General features: G+C 67.0%; 12 protein-coding genes. 6 read left to right on the top strand and 6 right to left on the bottom strand.

Translation table 11 applies throughout. From position 1 onward, the window contains the following. Nucleotides 1–21: 21 nt before the first annotated feature. The 3 genes from BG90_RS25355 to BG90_RS25345 form a co-directional block, all read right to left on the bottom strand. Nucleotides 22–1,101, bottom strand: a complete 1,080-nt coding sequence (locus BG90_RS25355; protein ID WP_045568441.1) for a glycosyltransferase family 2 protein — start codon at nt 1,099–1,101, stop codon at nt 22–24. Between the two features lie 155 nt (nt 1,102–1,256). Next, entirely contained in the window at nt 1,257–2,813 is a 1,557-nt protein-coding gene (locus BG90_RS25350; RefSeq protein WP_010109293.1) for a DHA2 family efflux MFS transporter permease subunit, read from the bottom strand. Then, nucleotides 2,810–4,111 carry a glycosyltransferase gene (locus BG90_RS25345; protein WP_045568566.1) on the bottom strand — a complete coding sequence of 434 codons (1,302 nt, stop codon included), beginning with the start codon at nt 4,109–4,111 and terminating at the stop codon, nt 2,810–2,812. Before BG90_RS25345 ends, BG90_RS25350 begins: the two co-directional genes overlap by 4 nt. Here BG90_RS25345 and BG90_RS38110 point away from each other — a divergent pair. Then, the gene (locus tag BG90_RS38110) at nt 4,001–4,339 is read left to right on the top strand and encodes a hypothetical protein (protein ID WP_374189774.1); all 339 of its coding nucleotides are present in this window, start codon (nt 4,001–4,003) and stop codon (nt 4,337–4,339) included. The two genes, BG90_RS25345 and BG90_RS38110, sit on opposite strands and share 111 nt — an antisense overlap. A gap of 34 nt (nt 4,340–4,373) precedes the next feature. Here the strand turns inward: BG90_RS38110 and BG90_RS25340 are convergent, their stop codons facing one another. Further along, a complete protein-coding gene (locus BG90_RS25340) occupies nt 4,374–5,273 on the bottom strand; it encodes an alpha/beta fold hydrolase (RefSeq protein ID WP_010109296.1) in 900 nt (299 codons plus the stop codon). 993 nt (nt 5,274–6,266) lie between these two features. On the opposite strand from BG90_RS25340, the gene betI reads away from it, so the two are divergent. The 5 genes from betI (at nt 6,267) to BG90_RS25315 (ending at nt 16,467) form a co-directional block, all read left to right on the top strand. Further along, a complete protein-coding gene (gene betI, locus BG90_RS25335) occupies nt 6,267–6,854 on the top strand; it encodes a transcriptional regulator BetI (protein WP_041282166.1) in 588 nt (195 codons plus the stop codon). Between the two features lie 36 nt (nt 6,855–6,890). Continuing rightward, nucleotides 6,891–8,360: a betaine-aldehyde dehydrogenase gene (betB, locus tag BG90_RS25330; protein ID WP_010109299.1), complete on the top strand. Its 1,470-nt coding sequence runs from the start codon at nt 6,891–6,893 to the stop codon at nt 8,358–8,360. A 21-nt stretch (nt 8,361–8,381) separates the two neighbouring features. Next, entirely contained in the window at nt 8,382–10,079 is a 1,698-nt protein-coding gene (gene betA / locus BG90_RS25325; protein ID WP_010119210.1) for a choline dehydrogenase, read from the top strand. 1,187 nt (nt 10,080–11,266) lie between these two features. Then, entirely contained in the window at nt 11,267–14,644 is a 3,378-nt protein-coding gene (locus BG90_RS25320) for a 3-keto-5-aminohexanoate cleavage protein (protein WP_010119212.1), read from the top strand. 386 nt (nt 14,645–15,030) lie between these two features. Further along, nucleotides 15,031–16,467, top strand: coding sequence for an MFS transporter (locus tag BG90_RS25315; RefSeq protein ID WP_025990261.1), 1,437 nt, complete (start codon nt 15,031–15,033; stop codon nt 16,465–16,467). A gap of 95 nt (nt 16,468–16,562) precedes the next feature. Here BG90_RS25315 and BG90_RS25310 read toward each other — a convergent pair whose 3' ends face one another. Together BG90_RS25310 and BG90_RS25305 are read right to left on the bottom strand one after the other, a co-directional pair. Then, nucleotides 16,563–16,784, bottom strand: a complete 222-nt coding sequence (locus BG90_RS25310) for a hypothetical protein (protein WP_010109304.1) — start codon at nt 16,782–16,784, stop codon at nt 16,563–16,565. A gap of 146 nt (nt 16,785–16,930) precedes the next feature. Then, nucleotides 16,931–17,419 (bottom strand): OsmC family protein, encoded by a 489-nt coding sequence (locus BG90_RS25305; protein ID WP_010119216.1) that lies wholly within the window; start codon nt 17,417–17,419, stop codon nt 16,931–16,933. Between the last annotated feature and the right edge of the window lie 17 nt (nt 17,420–17,436).

Below are 17,436 nucleotides of genomic sequence, written 5' to 3'. Positions count from 1 at the left end.
CAAGTTCGACAGATCATCCGCCTACCGTCCGGTTTCATCGACAGCCGGATTCCAAGGTTGTCTCGCCGTGATCTCACCCTCGTGACGCAAGGCGTCAGGCATCACGTCGCGGCGAGGTTCGTTCGGGCTGCTTGACGATTCCGGTTGACCCGCCCCGCGTTGCCGCACGGGCGACCCAGCCGCCCCGCCCGAGCGCGCCGCCTCGATCGAGCCCAAGCGGCCGAACAATCCGTCGAGCACGCCCAGCGCGATCCCGCGCAGCTTCGCGCCCTTCTCCCGCTCGCACAGCACCACCTGGATCACCTGCCACACCGTCAGCAGATTCGGCACCAGCGCGACCGGAAACCGCAAGCCGTACTGCAGCCCCAGATGCATCGCGTTGCGCGCGCCGTAATACCGCCGCTGCCACGAATGATGCATCGCGGTCAGCTCGAACGGCCCCACCCGGTGCCGCCGGCGCGCGCCGATCCGGTGCGTCAGCACGAGCGACGGCACCACGTACAGCGGCACGTTGCGCGCCAGCGCCCGCAGGCAATACTCGGTGTCGACGTGGTCGATGAACAGCGCCTCGTCGAACCGCCCCAGCGCCGCATAGGCCGCCCGCGAGATCACGCTGCCCGACGAGATCAGGAACGCGCAGCGCTGCGGTGCCGTCTCGCCTTCCACCCGCACCCGATGCACCATCACGCCGCTCGTCATCAGCTCCGGCAGGAACCGCCGATCGTTCGCGTCGTAGATCCGCGGCCCCGCGATGAACGCGCCCGCGCCCAGTCGCGCGCACGTGTCGCGCATCCGCGCCACGAACGTCGCCGGCACCGTCGAATCCTGGTCGAACAGCGCGACCGCGTCGATGCCCTGCGCGAACAGCGCCGACAGCCCCGCGTTGTACGCGCCCGCCACCCCGCCGCGGTTGCCGTGGTGCCGCCACACGACGTTCGCCCGCGACGGCAGCGCGCGCACCCGCTCGCGCGCGAGCGCGTGCTCCTGCGGCGTGTTGTCGACCACCGCGAGCGCGTCGCTGTCGCGCGCGAGCGCCGCCAGGCCCGATAGCTGCTCGTCCGTCGGGTAATACAGAATCACCAGCGCGCCCAAGGTCGTCATCGTGCTTCCTTCGGTGGTTCGAGGTTGTCGCTTCGTCGCCGCATCGATGCCCCCAGTCGTCAGGACTTCGATGCATCGCCCTTCGTCTTCGTCTTCGGCAAACCAGGGGGAGAGCGGCCGATCGCGGCCGCACGCACGCGGGCGGCCACACCGCCTCAATGCCCCAGCGTCGCCGCCGCCCCCCGCTTCGGCCGCGTCAGCCACATCAGCCCCGCCAGCAGCAGGCACGTCCCGCTCGCCATGTAGAACATGTCGTTCGTCGCCATCATGTACGCCTGCTGCCGCACCACCTGGTGCAGCGAGCTCAGCTCCCGCGCCCCGTGCATCCCCATCGCGTGCAGCGCGTCCACGTACCGCTGCGTGTTCTCCGACGCCCGCGTCACCGACTGCGACACCACCGCGTAGTGGTACGTCGCACGGTTGTCCCACCACGTCACGCTCAGCGCCGTCCCGAACGCCGCCGACAGCGTCCTCAGGAAGTTCGACAGGCTCGACGCCGCCGCCAGCTTCTCGTCCGGCACCCGCGACAGCGTCGCCGCCGTCAGCGGAATGAAGAAGCACGGCAGCCCCACCCCCTGGATCAGCCGCGGCGTCACCACCTGCGCGAACGTCATCGTCAGCGTGAAGTGCGTGCTCCACCACATCACCCCCGCGAACACCCCAAACCCGAACGTCACCAGCACCCGCGCGTCCACCCGGCTCGCGTACACCCCCACCAGGATCGAGAACACCAGCGCCAGCACCCCCATCGACGCCGTCGCCAGCCCCGCCTGGTAGGCCGTGTATCCCATCACCGCCTGCAGCCACAGCGGAAACACCACCCCCACCACCGAGAAACTCATCATCCCCAGCGAGATGATCACCACGCAGAACGTGAAGGTCCGCTCCCGGAACAGGCTCAGGTCCACCACCGGATGCGCCTCCCCCGCCTCCCAGATCAGCAGCGACGTGAGCGACACCCCCGCCGTGATCGCCAGCGTCGTGATCAGCGACGAATCGAACCAGCCCCGGTCGTGACCCAGGTCCAGCATCGCCTGCAGCGACCCCACCCCGATCACCAGCAGCACGATCCCCGGCACGTCGATCGGGCTCGCCTCGCCCCGCCGCGCCTCCGGGCTCAGCAGCAGCGCGCACACCGCGAACGAGAACAGCCCGATCGGCAAATTGATCAGGAAGATCCACGGCCACGAGAAGTTGTCGATCAGCCAGCCGCCCACCACCGGCCCGAAGATCGGCGCGAGCAGCACCGTCATCCCCCACAGCGCGAGCGCGAGCGTGCGCTTCGCCGGCGGGAACGACCGCATCAGGATCGTCTGCGACAGCGGCACCATCGGCCCCGAGAACAGCCCCTGCAGCGCCCGGCACGCAACCAGCATCTCCAGGTCCCGCGCGAGCCCGCACAACAGCGACGTCAGCGTGAACAGGATCACCGACGCGACGAACAGCCTCCGCTCGCCCACCCGCCGCGCGAGCCAGCCCGTCAGCGGCACCGCGATCGCCGCGGCCACCGAGTACGAGCTGATCACCCACGTGCCCTGGCTGTTCGACACCCCCAGGCTCCCCGAGATCGCCGGCACCGCCACGTTCGCCACCGTCGAGTCCAGCACCTCGATGAAGGTCGCGAGCGACAGCGCGAACGTCAGGAGCGCGAGCCTCGCGCCGCGCAGCGGCACCGACGCCGGCGCAGCGTTCGACAGCGGCACCGCGCTCATGCCGGCTGCGCCTGCCGTGCCGCGACGCTCGGCGCGAAGCGCTCGATGAAGCGCGCCGCCTCGTCGCAGCCGTTCGGCTCCGCCGCCATCCGCGCCCGCACCTGCGCGCAGCGCGCCGCGATGGCGTCATCGCCCAGCACCCGCAGCAGCGCCCGACCGAGCGCCTCGCCCTGCACCGGCGCGTCCAGCCTCACCCCGCAGCCGCTCGCCGCGACCCGCTGCGCGTTGTCGAACTGGTCGTGCGCGAACGGCGTCACCACCTGCGGCACGCCCGCCGCGTACGCCAGCGACGCCGTCCCCACCCCGCCGTGGTGCACCAGCGCGCGGCAGCGCGGCAGCAGCGCCGCCAGCGGCACGTAGCGCCGCCTCAGCAGCGCTACTTCGCCCGTCTTCGTTCTCGTTGGCCCCGTCGCCCCGTCCGATGCCGCCGGCGCGTCCGGCGCGAGCAGAATCCCACGCCCCCCCGTCGCCCGCAGCGCCGCCATCACCGCCGCCTCGTACCCCGCGCCGTCCACCCGCGTCGAGCCCGCCGTGAACACCACCGGCGCTTCGCCCGACCCGACGAACGCGTCCAGCTCCGGGTCCGCGTCCCGCGCCCCCGTCTCGTTGAACAGCGGAAACCCGCTTTGCAGATGATTCGCCGGCCAGTCCGGCTGCGCCGCCGCGAACCACGACGGAAACAGGCACAGCACCCCGTCCGTCGAATGCAGCCAGCGCCCCAGGATCCGCCGCGCCGGCGCCAGCCCCAGCGACTGCCGCGCCGCGTTCAGCTCCGGCCCGCACACCCGGTCCAGCACCTGACGCTCGATCAGCGTCATCAGCCCCGCCTTCACCGGCAGCGGCAAGCCCTTCGGGATCGTCAGCCGCTTGTGCGTCGGCGGCGCGTGCGCCGACAGCAGCGTCGACGGCGACACCTGCACCGACACGTAGCGCGTCCCGTAGCGCTCCTGCATCAGCCGCGCCGAGAACGCCCATAGCGTCCCCACCAGCACCGTGTCCGCGTCGCTCAGCGAACGCAGCACGTCGAAGTGCGGCCGCACCACCGGCGAGATCACCCGCCACAGCGTCTTGAACGACGTCCGCGGATGCCACAGCGCCGGGTCCGCCATCGCCTGCGCGTATTCCTCCGCCGTGCCCACCGGCACGAACGCGAATCCGCTCGCCCGCGCCGCCGCCTCGAACGGCGGATGCGTGCAGAACACCACCTCGTGGCCACGCGCCGCCAGCGCCCGGCTCACCCCGAGCAGCGGGTGCACGTCCCCCGCCGACCCGATCGCCGTCACGATTACTTTCGACATCGCTTCGTCACTCAATGCACGCGGCATCCGACGGACGCGCGCAGCGGGCCGTGTTCGAACCGGATAGGCCGCCATCGGCCTGGCCCAATGCGGACGCCGCCGCGCGCTTCCGTCGAACGAACGATCCTCGCCGTGGCCGGCCATCGCCACGAGGCCCGATACGCGTCACGCCGATTTGCCTGTTTGAACGAGCCGGGACCGCCGCGCGCCGAACGGCCGCGCGCATGACATCCTCCCGTCTGCCTTGGACCGCCGCCCCGCGCTACGACAGCGCCGGCATCTGCCCGAGCGGCGCGAGCGCCTCGCCCTGCGCCGCGTCCCGCGCCGCGCTCGCCCGCTCCTCGCCGAAGAAGCTCAGGACCGTCGAGCGAACCTGCTCCTGCTGCTGCCGCCCTTCGAGATCCAGGAAGTGGCCCGCCTGGCGGATCGTCGCAAACTCCGCCCGGCGCACGTACGCGCCGAGCCGGCGCACGTCCGACGACGTCGTGTACTCGTCCAGCTCGCCGTTGACGAACTTCACGTCGCAGCCGATGTTGCGGAATTCCGGCAGATACTGCTCCGGCTGCATCGACAGGATCTGGTCGACGTGGAACGCCACCTGGTCCTGCTCCTTGCGCGGCAGCTTCGTCAGGTAGCGGTAGTTGTACAGCTTCATGATCCGCGGCAGGTAGCGCCCCACCGTGTCGTTCAGCAGTTGCGCCGCCTTCAGGTTCTCGCCCGCCGCGATGTGGTCGCGCGCGCGCGTCACGTAGTCCGTCATCGCGTCGTTCAGGAACGGCGAGAACGACGCGATCACCGCCCGGCGCACGCTCGCGCAGCCCCGCGCCAGCGCGAACAGCGACGCCACCCCGCCCCACGACACCGACAGCAGATAACTCGGCGCGAACCGCGCCGCCAGGTACAGCAGAATCTCGACCTCGTCGTCCTTCGTCAGAATGTACTCGCCCGGATTGTGCTGCCGCGACTGGCCCGCGTACGGCAAGTCGAAGCACACCGCGTTCAGGCGCTCGCCCAGGTAACGGATCGTCTGGCCGAACGACGCGGTCGTCGCCAGTGCGCCGTTGACGAGGATGACCGTCTCGAAGGCCGGATCGAACACGTGACGCTCGACGTGGACCTTCAGTCCGTTCGGCAGCGCTACGACCTGTTTCTCGATAGGCATGGCGTATCTCCCGCATCTGCTCGGCAAATGAGCTGATCCCGCGCCCCTCCCTCGAAGGACGCCTCCATGTAGCCGCCCGCCCTCCCGCGCGATCTGCCCGCCCTGCCTCGCGCGCGCCGTGACGGCTACCCACTCGCCGGAGCCGCGCATCGCCTCGTCCCAATTCCAACCGGCAATACGCTCCCCCGGGCCCGCCGCGGTCACCCCGCTTCCCTCGGCCCGTGGTCTCCAGCGCCTCTATCTCGCATGACGCCTCTTGAGGAAATAACCGCCTTTTCCCATCGCCATCCCGCTTTCATAACCGACGCGCGGTGACTTGCGTTTTTGCGGTGTTAATACTAATACGCTGAATACAACCTCCTCAACTATTTTTAATGTTTTGCCTCAAAAAAACTCATCAGTACGCTCTTTCGCACATTGAACAAATCACTCTAAAAACCCCTCTTCGATTAACCCCTTCATCGCATTGAAATATTTTTTGTGATATAGAACGCATCGTGCGAACATCGGCTGAGATGCCTGTCCCACAACCCCATCCAGCCCAATGCAGAACGACAAGTCCAGACATTGCATCCATCGGCCCAATACATCAAAAAACAAAAAATCCCCAATCCGGCTCGATCCCGATACCCAATCACATCATTCATCCGCTATCGCCACACCCAATTTAGGGCGGCGCGCACCAAAACTGCCCCCCCATCCCATGCCCACCTCCATTAGCGGCGGCTCATAACACGAATTCATAACACTGGAATTACCGATTAAAACGTTTTAAACATTCTTGGCTTACTTCCGATTAACTTTCACTGACGCGGCTTAACCGCCCGTCCGCGCACTGCGCACGGGCCAGTCACCGGCGCCGGCCCAACCAACTCCCCCACACCACCTCAACCCGATGATCGATCCCCCCGATATTTTTTGTTGATTGAACGATCAATAAAAAACCGCTATCCTTCGGGCTTCGCCACCCGCCGCGCCCACGAAGGCCCCGCGATGCCCAAACTCGGAATGCGCGAGATCCGCCGCGCCCAATTGATCGACGCGACGCTGCGCACCATCGACGAGGCCGGCCTGCCCGGCACGACGCTCGCGTCCGTCGCGCAGCGCGCGAACATTTCGACGGGCATCGTCAGCCATTACTTCGGCGACAAGGACGGCCTGCTCGAAGCGACGATGCGCCACGTGCTGCGCGACCTGTGGGCCGCGACCGCGCGCCGTCGGGCCGCCGCGCCCGCCGAGCCGCGCACGCGCCTGCGCGCCGTCGTCGCCGCCAATTTCGACGACACGCAGATCAGCGCGCCCGTGATGAAGACCTGGCTCGCGTTCTGGTCGCAGAGCATGCATGAGCCGACGTTGAAACGCCTGCAGCGCGTCAACACGCGCCGACTCTATTCGAATCTGTGTGCGGAGTTTGCCAAAACGCTGCCGCGCGCACGAGCCCGCGAGGCCGCCAGCGGCCTCGCCGCGCTGATCGACGGCCTGTGGCTGCGCGGCGCGCTCGCGGGCGAACCGTTCGACACGAAGGCGGCCCTGAAGCTCGCCAACGATTACATCGACCTGCTGCTCGCGCCGCGCGCCTGACGCGCAACGCGTCCTCGCCTACTCAAGGAGATCCTTATGTCCGTATACGGCCTGCAACGCCTTTACATCGCCGGCGCCTACGCCGACGCCACGAGCGGCAAGACGTTCGACACGTTCGATCCGGCGACGGGCGAACGGCTCGCGAGCGTCCAGCAAGCGAGCGACGACGACGTCGAGCGCGCGGTCGCGTCCGCGCACGAAGGTCAGCGCGAATGGGCCGCGATGACCGCGATGCAGCGCTCGCGCATCCTGCGCCGCGCGGTCGAGCTATTGCGCGAGCGCAACGACGAGCTCGCCGAGCTCGAGATGCGCGACACGGGCAAGCCGATCGCGGAGACGCGCGCCGTCGACATCGTCACGGGCGCCGACGTGATCGAGTACTACGCGGGCCTCGCAACGGCAATCGAAGGCCTGCAAGTGCCGCTGCGTCCGGACTCGTTCGTCTATACGCGCCGCGAGCCGCTCGGCGTGTGCGCGGGCATCGGCGCATGGAACTATCCGATCCAGATCGCATGCTGGAAGAGCGCGCCCGCGCTCGCCGCCGGCAACGCGATGATCTTCAAGCCGAGCGAAGTCACGCCGCTGTCCGCGCTCAAGCTCGCCGAGATCTACACCGAAGCGGGCGTGCCCGCCGGCGTGTTCAACGTCGTGCAGGGCGACGGCTCGGTCGGCGCGCTGCTGACCGCGCATCCGGGGATCGCGAAGGTGTCGTTTACAGGCGGCGTCGAGACCGGCAAGAAGGTGATGTCGCTCGCGGGCGCGTCCTCGCTGAAGGAAGTGACGATGGAGTTGGGCGGCAAGTCGCCCCTCATCGTGTTCGACGACGCCGACCTCGATCGCGCGGCCGACATCGCCGTCACCGCGAACTTCTTCAGCGCCGGCCAGGTGTGCACGAACGGCACGCGCGTGTTCGTCCAGCAAGCGGTGAAGGACGCATTCGTTCAGCGCGTGCTCGAACGCGTCGCGCGGATCCGCATCGGCAAACCTTCGGACCCCGACACGAATTTCGGCCCGCTCGCAAGTGCGGCGCAGCTCGACAAGGTGCTCGGCTACATCGAGAGCGGCCAGGCCGAAGGCGCGAAGCTGCTCGCGGGCGGCACGCGCGTCGCGCACGATCACTTCGCGAACGGCCAGTATGTCGCGCCGACCGTGTTCGGCGATTGCCGCGACGACATGAAGATCGTCCGCGAAGAAATCTTCGGCCCGGTGATGAGCATTCTGTCGTTCGAAACGGAAGACGAGGCGATCGCACGCGCGAACGCAACCGAGTACGGCCTCGCCGCGGGCGTCGTCACCGAGAACCTGTCGCGCGCGCACCGTGCGATCCATCGTCTCGAAGCCGGCATCTGCTGGATCAACACATGGGGCGAATCGCCCGCCGAGATGCCGGTTGGCGGCTATAAGCAATCCGGTGTCGGACGCGAGAACGGCATCACGACGCTCGAGCACTACACTCGAATCAAATCGGTGCAGGTCGAGCTCGGCCGCTATCAACCGGTGTTCTAAGCATCCAGGAGAACCGCAACGATGACGACACGCGAATTCGATTACATCATCTGCGGCGCAGGCTCCGCGGGCAACGTGCTCGCGACTCGCCTCACCGAGGATCCGGACGTCACCGTGCTGCTCCTCGAGGCGGGCGGCCCCGACTACCGGTTCGACTTCCGCACGCAGATGCCCGCGGCGCTCGCGTACCCGCTGCAGGGCCGGCGCTACAACTGGGCATACGAAACCGATCCCGAGCCGCACATGAACCATCGCCGGATGGAGTGCGGGCGCGGCAAGGGCCTCGGCGGCTCGTCGCTGATCAACGGGATGTGCTACATCCGCGGCAACGCGCTCGACTACGACAACTGGTCGACCCACGAGGGCCTCGACGACTGGACATACCTCGACTGCCTGCCGTACTTCAGGAAGGCCGAGACGCGCGACGTCGGCCCGAACGACTATCACGGCGGCGACGGCCCGGTGTCGGTCACGACGAGCAAGCCCGGCGTGAATCCGCTCTTCGAAGCGATGGTCGAGGCCGGCGTGCAGGCGGGCTATCCGCGCACCGACGACCTCAACGGCTATCAGCAGGAAGGCTTCGGCCCGATGGATCGCACGGTTACGCCGCGCGGCCGCCGTGCGTCGACCGCGCGCGGCTATCTCGACCAGGCCCGCTCGCGCCCGAATCTCGAGATCGTCACACATGCGCTCGCCGATCGCATTCTGTTCTCCGGCAAGCGCGCGACGGGCGTCACGTTCCTTCACGGCAGCGAGCGCGTCACCGCGCACGCGCGCCGCGAAGTGCTCGTGTGCAGCGGCGCGATCGCGTCGCCGCAACTGCTGCAACGCTCCGGCATCGGTCCCGGCGAATGGCTGCGCGAACTCGACATACCGGTCGTGCTCGATCTGCCCGGCGTCGGCCGCAATCTGCAGGATCACCTGGAGATGTACATCCAGTACGAATGCAAGGAGCCCGTGTCGCTGTATCCGGCGCTCAAGTGGCGGAACCAGCCGAAGATCGGCCTCGAATGGATGATCAACGGCACGGGCCTCGGCGCAAGCAATCATTTCGAGGCAGGCGGATTCATCCGCACGCGCGACGACGATCTCTGGCCGAACATTCAGTACCACTTCCTGCCCGTCGCGATCAATTACAACGGCTCGAACGCGATCGAGATGCACGGTTTCCAGGCGCACGTCGGCTCGATGCGCTCGCCGAGCCGCGGCCGCGTGAAGCTGCGCTCGCGCGATCCGAATGCGCATCCGAGCATTCTGTTCAACTACATGTCGGAAGCACTCGACTGGCGCGAGTTCCGCGATGCGATTCGCGCGACGCGCGAGATCATGCGCCAGCCTGCGCTCGACCGCTATCGCGGCCACGAGCTGAACCCGGGCGTCGACCTGAAGAGCGACGACGATCTCGACACGTTCGTGCGCACACGCGCGGAAACGGCGTTCCATCCGTCGTGCTCGTGCAAGATGGGCTTCGACAACATGGCCGTCGTCGACAACGAAGGGCGCGTGCACGGGCTCGAGGGGCTGCGGGTCGTCGACGCGTCGATCATGCCGATCATCACGACCGGCAATCTGAACGCGCCGACGATCATGATCGCCGAGAAGATCGCCGACAAGATCCGCAAGCGCAAGCCGCTCGAACGCTCGAACGCGCGGTACTACGTCGCGAACGGCGCGCCCGCGCGCGGCAACAAGCCCGCACGGGCGCCCGCCACCGTGTAAACGTATTCGGCGATAGTCGCGCCGGCGGTCGTCGATGCTAGAGCGCATCCGATGCGACTGCCGGCGCACCGCACGCCGCCGGCCACTCGTTCTGCCGGCCAACGCAGGCGCGCCCGACGCGCGCGACTCATCTCGCAACCGGAAGCGCACGCGCTCCGTGCAATCCCTCCATCCTCCGCAGAGATTCGGCGTCGGCAACGAGAAGGACGGCACGCCATTCCGCGAACACCACGTGCACCACGCCGCACAATTTCAGTCGTCGCGAGCGAAATAACCAAAGGCCCCGTGATACCGCGCGCTCAACCACGTCAATCGCAGACCGGCGCTCGCGGCAAATCGTTGTGCGCCACCTTCTTTGCGGACCGTTTGTTGTCGGCCGCTCCTTTCAAGATCGCCAAACGACACGGGATCGCCCGTACCGCCGGCAAGACCGATGGCGCACGCCTTCGTGCGATGCAGCGCACGGCCGGACGATCGTCATGGGCCCCACCGTGACCATCGAGCATCCTCCAACCCTGTTTTGCAGGCCTGCCTCTCGCACGCGACGCTCGAACCCGCCCATTTCTCGATTACCCCGACTATCGAGCACGGCATTCGCGCAGTAGTGCATTCGACGCAACATTGAAGCAATTGAAATGCAATCCAACGAAGCATCAATTACACAAAACAAGCACCATTCGAACCCAATCCAAAAAAACAAATTCTTCAGCAGGCATCGAATCAATTAAAAGATTCGAAACACATCATTTTCAAACCTGCTTTTTTTCGCAACAAGATCGCACCCTGTTTCATCGGAATATCGAAATCAAGATAAGGCATAAGCCCCCGCCAACCGCGCGCCTGGTCTTACGGCAAGCGCTCGCTCCAATTGCATCATCGCAATTCGACCCCACTGAAACAAACGACTCGAATAAATTAACCATCATTGAAATTACATCTATTTTAATTTCGCGATATTCAACACGGAATTATTTTTATAAATCTCCGTAATTTTATTGTAAGATGTCTGCAAGGCAGCTTACGGCCAACTCAGTGAGATGCCTCCCGCATTTAGGCGGACGAGCCGTTTCTCGATCCGGTCCCGACGGAATGCAGCCTCCCTCGGCCCGGTGACTCGACGGCACCATGAAATGTCGTATCCGATCTCAGTTATTTAGGATCACTTTTTAACGTAATTCAGGACGATCATGGTCAAGACCTTCTACATCACCGCAGCCCCTGTCGGCGCTGTCCCGAAGTTCCTCGATCCGTTGGAGCCGAAGTTCATCCCGGATGCCCTGCTCGGGCTGCTGCCCGCGGACACGCGCGAAGCGACGATCAACGCGCTCGCGGCGAACGGATGGGAGGCCGTACCCGCAGGCGGCATCGTGCGCGAACACGGCTTCGACGCACCGATCGATCTCACCGAATACGACGGCGCACGCGAAGCGGCGTCCGTGCCGGATGCGCTGCGTCAGAACGGCTGGACGCCGAACGGCGCCGTATGGCACCGCACGTCGATTTCGCCTTCCCTAGCTCAGCCGCCGCTGATCACGCGCACCACGCTCGAGCGCCTGTCGTCGATCGAGCTGGTCCGGCAGATCGTCCTGCAGCTCACGACATTCGGCTGGACCGCGACCGACGACGGGCACCTGACCTGGACCCACGATCGAATCCACACATATTTGTCGCCGGATTTCGTCGAGCGAATTCGCGCCGACAACGCGGCCGTGCTCGATTTGCTGTTCGAAAACGGCTGGCGGATATGCGGCGCCGGCTATTGGCAACCGGGCAAGGCGCGTTCGCCTTATCTGCCGATCACGGCGGACGGCATCGTCGAAGCATCGCGCGAAGCCCTCCGCGAAGGCGCGGCGGCGGTCCACTTGCACACGCGCGCGACCGACGATCAGGCGACACTCGCAATTCCCGGGCTGAACGCTCCGATCAGCATCGGCTCGCAGCGCAACCACATCGTGCTCGAGGACTACGACCACATCATGCCCGCGCTGCTCGACCTGGAGCCGTCCGCGATCCTGAATCTGTCGACGAGCGCGCGCGGCGACCGGCGCGCGTCGCAAAGCCCGCTGCGGCGTGCGCACCTGAAGCGCTACGGCCATGCGCAACTCGCGCCCGACGTCGCGTCGTTCAGCCCCGGCCCCGTCGTATTCCAGGCGGGCGGCGGCTACGACAACCCGAATGCGTTCCTTGCCGATCAGCTCGCCCATTTCGCGGACCTCGGCGTGCGGCCCGAGATCGAAGTGTTCAACCACACGATCGTCGAGAACTCGATCACGCTCTATCAGTCGCCGCTCGTCAAAGCCGGCGTGCCGGTGCTGTTCATGCTCGTGGCCGCGGTCGATCAGCACCATCGCGACCCCGTCAGCGGCGACACGAGCGACGACTCGCTGATCGACGTGCCCACGCGCAAGGCGATCGCGAAGCTGCTGCAGGCGGGCACCGACGATGCGCACGAGAAGGCCGTCGAACTGGCTGCCACGCAACTGCGTCCGACCGTCGACAAGCTGCGCGACCACTTCCCGTCGTGCAAGATTTCGCTGCTGCTGCCGGGCCCGTTCCAGGCGATGCTCGTCGACGTGGCGATCGCGCTCGACCTCGACGGCATCCGCGTCGGCCTCGAAGACGCGCTGAACGTGTTCGACACGCGCGTGCCGGGCGGCGTGCGCAAGGCGTGCGGAACGGGCGATCAGGTCCGTTGGCTGCGGCTCGAGCTCGAGCGCCGCGGCATCGGCATCGTCGATGCCGAAACGCTGCGCGACGAGCTCGGGATGTCGCGCCCCGACGTCGCGCTGTTCCGGCAAGCCGAGGCGGCGCTCGCGCACTATCCGGCCGACGAGCGTCTCGTATCGGCCGACACGATCCTCGACGCGCTGCGGCCGATCGTCGACACGTATCGCAAGATCGAGGACCGGCTCGCCGCCCACCTCGCGAGCTCGGCGTCGCTGCCGACCGATCCCGCCGCGCTCGCGGAGCACGTATTCACGGCCGCGCGCAGCTTCGGCGTCACGATTCGTTCGTTTGTCGAAGAACTCGATCGCTATGAAGACCACGAATATCTGGTCGCCCGCTACATCCAGATCCCGCAGGCGCTGAATTTCGCGCGCGAGCTGCTCGTGCCGCGCGGCCATTCGATCGATGCGTACGACCGCGCGCTCGAAGACTATGCGCGCCCCGGCAAGACCGTGACGCGCGACAACGCGAGCTACAGCGTGCGCATCGACCAGTTCAAGCCGCTGCCGCTGCGCTGCCTCGAATATTTGGTCGGGATTCCTTGCCGATACAACAGCGACTACAGCAACGTCGTCAATCTCGGCTTGCGCCAGAGCCCGCGCTACAGCGCGACGATGGCGCTGCTCTATCACGCGCTGCGCGAGCTCACGCTCGAGCTGCGCGACCGCTCGAACGCGTCGCACAAGGCGTGCGGCCCCGTCTGGACCGTGCTCGAGACGTCGGCCGCGGCGGGCGAACCGCCCGTGCGCCGCGACGTCGCGCCGGACGAGCTGCCGGCCGCGATCGGCAGCGTCGACTGGGTCGTGCTGCCCAGCACGCCGACCACGAACTATCCGCTCGGCCTCAAGCTGTCGAACGGAATGGCTCAGCTATTCCATGGCTTCGTCGCGCAGATCGCCGCCGATCCGACGCTGCGCCCGCCCAAGCAGGCGCCTCGCGACACACCGCTGCGCCTGCTCGCGATCACGCATTCGGGACGCCGCGACGACGGCGAAACGGTGATCGAAGCCAGCATGCTGCACAACCGCTTCGCACTGAACGCGGATCCGGCCGGCAGCTACTTCAGCCAGGAATCGCAACTGATCTACGAGCGCCTGATGCTGCCGCGCCTCGTCGACAAGCCGGCCAAGCTCGCCTACACGGACCAGCAGCTCGTGCGCCGCGACGCGGCCGGATTCCCGCTTTACCAGGACGGCTCGCGCGCGCGGCGCATCAAGCACGAGCAGATCGAACGGTTGCCGTTCCTCAAGTGCTTCGCGCACAGCTCCGGGATCGCGACCGCACAGCAACTCGACGTACAGACGTGCCGCGACGGCGAGCGCCTCGGCCTCACGAGCGACGAACTCCGGGCGTTCTTCGATCGCGCGCTCTTCGTGTCGTTCGGCTCCGCTGCGGACATTCATCTGGACTGGCTCGGCACGTCGGTCGTCGACGTGACCGCCTTCAACGACGTGCGCAGCCTCGCCGGCACCACGAGCCGTCATTACGTGATCCAGCCCGGCGAACATGCGGACGTGCTGCAGCATTGCCTCGTGCACACGCAGCCCGCCGACTATCGCTACGATCACGCGACGCCGATCTGGCAGGAAGGTCAGCAGGGCAAGATCGTCGCGCGGCTGACGGGCGTGTTCCTGCTCGACGACCACGCGCGGCTCGACGACGGCCATTCGATTCGCCGCTACCTGGCCGCGAGCCCGCTGTGGCTTCGTCAGTGGATCGCGCGATTCCACGACGCGCCAGCCGACACCGGCGCGCATGCGATCCTGCGCGAGCTGCAGTCGTCGATGATCGACTATCGGGCGAGCGCAAATCAGACGACGCGGCGGGCACTCGCGTAAGCGGGTCGGCACGTCGGCGCCCGCGCGCCGGCGTGCCGGTTCCCGCTGGCGCGGGGCGATGCCCGCTCTCATCGTCGCCGGACGAATGCGATGGCCCGCGCAGCGCGACGACGCCCGAATGACGCAGCATGTCGACCGACGATCCGCCTCGCGCGCCAAACGGGTGCGCGACGGGCGTCACGCCCCATCTGCAACGCTCGTCACCCGCCGGCGCTTCGCCATCGCGCCGCATCGGCAGGATGCGTGCGGGCGCCCTTGCCCATGGCGCACCCGTTCCAGCCGCATGCCGCTTTCCTTCTATGGCGGCGAATAATGGTCAAGTCTACTGAAGAAACCGCGCGCCCCGCGCATCCCGCGCCGGGGCCGCCTTCCGACCAGAGACCGCCATGCCAGCCGCCCCCGCCGCCCCTTCGAGCGCCGCGCGCGCCAGCGCCGCCGCCCGCCTCGAACGATTGCCGTTTTCCGGCTATCACAAGCTCATCTTCGTGATCATCGCGATCGCGTTCTTCTTCGATTCGGTCGACCTCGGCACGATGACCTTCGTGCTCGGTTCGATCAAGAAGGAGTTCGGCCTGTCGACCGCGACTGCCGGCCTCGTCGCCAGCGCGAGCTTCTTCGGGATGGTGCTCGGCGCCGCGGTCGCGGGCCTCCTCGCCGACCGGTTCGGCCGGCGCCCCGTGTTCCAGTGGAGCATGGTGCTGTGGGGCGCGGCGTCGTACCTGTGCTCGACCGCGCAAAGCGTCGACGCGCTGATCGTCTACCGCGTGCTGCTCGGCATCGGCATGGGGATGGAATTTCCGGTCGCGCAGACGCTGCTGTCCGAGTTCGTCCCCGCCGCGAGGCGCGGCCGGCTGATCGCGCTGATGGACGGCTTCTGGCCGCTCGGCTTCATCACCGCCGGAATCGTTTCGTACTTCGTATTGCCGCTGTTCGGCTGGCGCACCGTGTTCGCGCTGCTTGCGCTTCCCGCCGTGTTTGTGCTCGTCGTGCGCCGCCTCGTGCCGGAATCGCCGCGCTGGCTCGAGCATCACGGCCGACTCGCCGAGGCCGAGCGCGTGCTCGCGCACGTCGAGACGAAAGTGATGCAGTCCGCGCGCGTCTCGAGCCTGCCTGCACCATCGCGGCTCGCGGAGCCCGTCGCCGCGCGCGGCCGAGGCGCGTTCCGCGAAATCTGGAGCGCCGCTTACCGCCGCCGCACGACGATGGTGTGGCTGCTGTGGTTCTTCGCGCTGCTCGGGTTCTACGGCCTCACGTCGTGGCTCGGCGCGCTGCTGCAGCAGGCCGGCTTCGCCGTCACGCAATCGGTGTTCTATACGGTGCTGATCTCGCTCGGCGGCATCCCCGGCTTCTTGTGCGCCGCATGGCTCGTCGAGCGCTGGGGACGCAAGCCGACGTGCATCGCTTCGCTCATCGGCGGCGGCGCGATGGCTTACGCATACGGCCAAAGCGCGCTGTTCGGCGGCAGCGCGACGCTGCTCGTCTGCACCGGGCTCGCGATGCAGTTCTTCCTGTTCGGGATGTGGGCAGTGCTCTATACGTACACGCCGGAGCTGTACGGCACGGGCGCGCGCGCGACGGGCTCGGGTTTCGCATCGGCGATCGGGCGGATCGGCTCGCTGATCGGACCGTACGCGGTCGGCATCGTGCTGCCGATCTTCGGGCAAGGCGGCGTGTTCACCCTCGGCGCGCTGTCGTTCGTCATCGCTGCGCTTACGGTCGGCGTACTGGGGATCGAGACGAAAGGCATGGCGCTCGAGTCGCTCGCATCGACGGATGACACGAGCGACGCCGCCCGCGATTCCGCCGGCGCGGTGGCGAACTGATCGGCGGCCACGGCCACCGCCGCAGTCGCGGCGAACGGCGCGAACGTGGCCGCGGACCACCGCGACGCGGCCCGCTCCGCCCCGGTTCCTTCCGCTTATCGCTTCCGATATTCGGCCGGCGTGACGCCCACGTGCTCGACGAATGCGCGTTGCAGCGAGATTCGGCCCACAGCCACGCCCGCCAGCAGCACGGGCTGCGGAGCCCTACGCTTCAGCGGTTCGCCGGGCCGCGTCGCAAGGAACGTTTCAATCTCGCATTCCGCCGGTAGATGCTCGGCGAGATCGCGCGGGAAGCGCGCTAGCGGCACCGTGTCCATTCGCCCCGGCAATCGCGATTCGCCTCTCGCTCATTGCGCGGCGCGCCGGCTGCCGCCGGAAAACTTCGGCATGCCAACTTGCATGACCCACGTACACGGCACGCTTCGCTCGACATGCGCCCGCCGCGCGTCGTTCGCGGCTTTCGTCAGTCGGGCGCGCGCTCGTGCGCCCAACTCCCTTCGACGCCGATCTCGGTCTTGACCGAATTCGCGAGATAGCACGCCTCGTGCGCCGCGTGATGCAGCGCGTCGACGTCTTCGTGCGTCGGCACGCGCTCGCCACCGAACGTGACGTACGGCTTCAGCACGACGCGCGTCATCACTTCCTTGCCTTCGGCGTTCTTTTCCATCGTGCCTTCGGCCACATCGCGGTAGCCCGTCACGACGAACTTCTTCTGCGCGGCGAGCGACAGGAACCACAGCATGTGGCAGCTCGACAATGCCGCGACGAACGCCTCTTCCGGATCGACCGCCGCCGGATCGGAAAACGGCACGCGCACCACGTGCGGCGAGCTCGACGCCGGTACGCGGACACCGCCGTCGAAGCGCCACTCGTGCTTCCTGCTGTAGCGGTTGTCCGTGAACGCCTCACTTTCCTGCTTCTGCCACGTCACTTCGGCCGTGTAGGTCGACATCGCTTCTCCTTCTCCTT

The sequence above is a fragment of the Burkholderia oklahomensis C6786 genome (genome assembly GCF_000959365.1).
Lineage (GTDB): Bacteria > Pseudomonadota > Gammaproteobacteria > Burkholderiales > Burkholderiaceae > Burkholderia > Burkholderia oklahomensis.
Note: the sequence above shows the minus strand (reverse complement) of the source record. Positions and strands in the feature narration are given on the sequence as shown.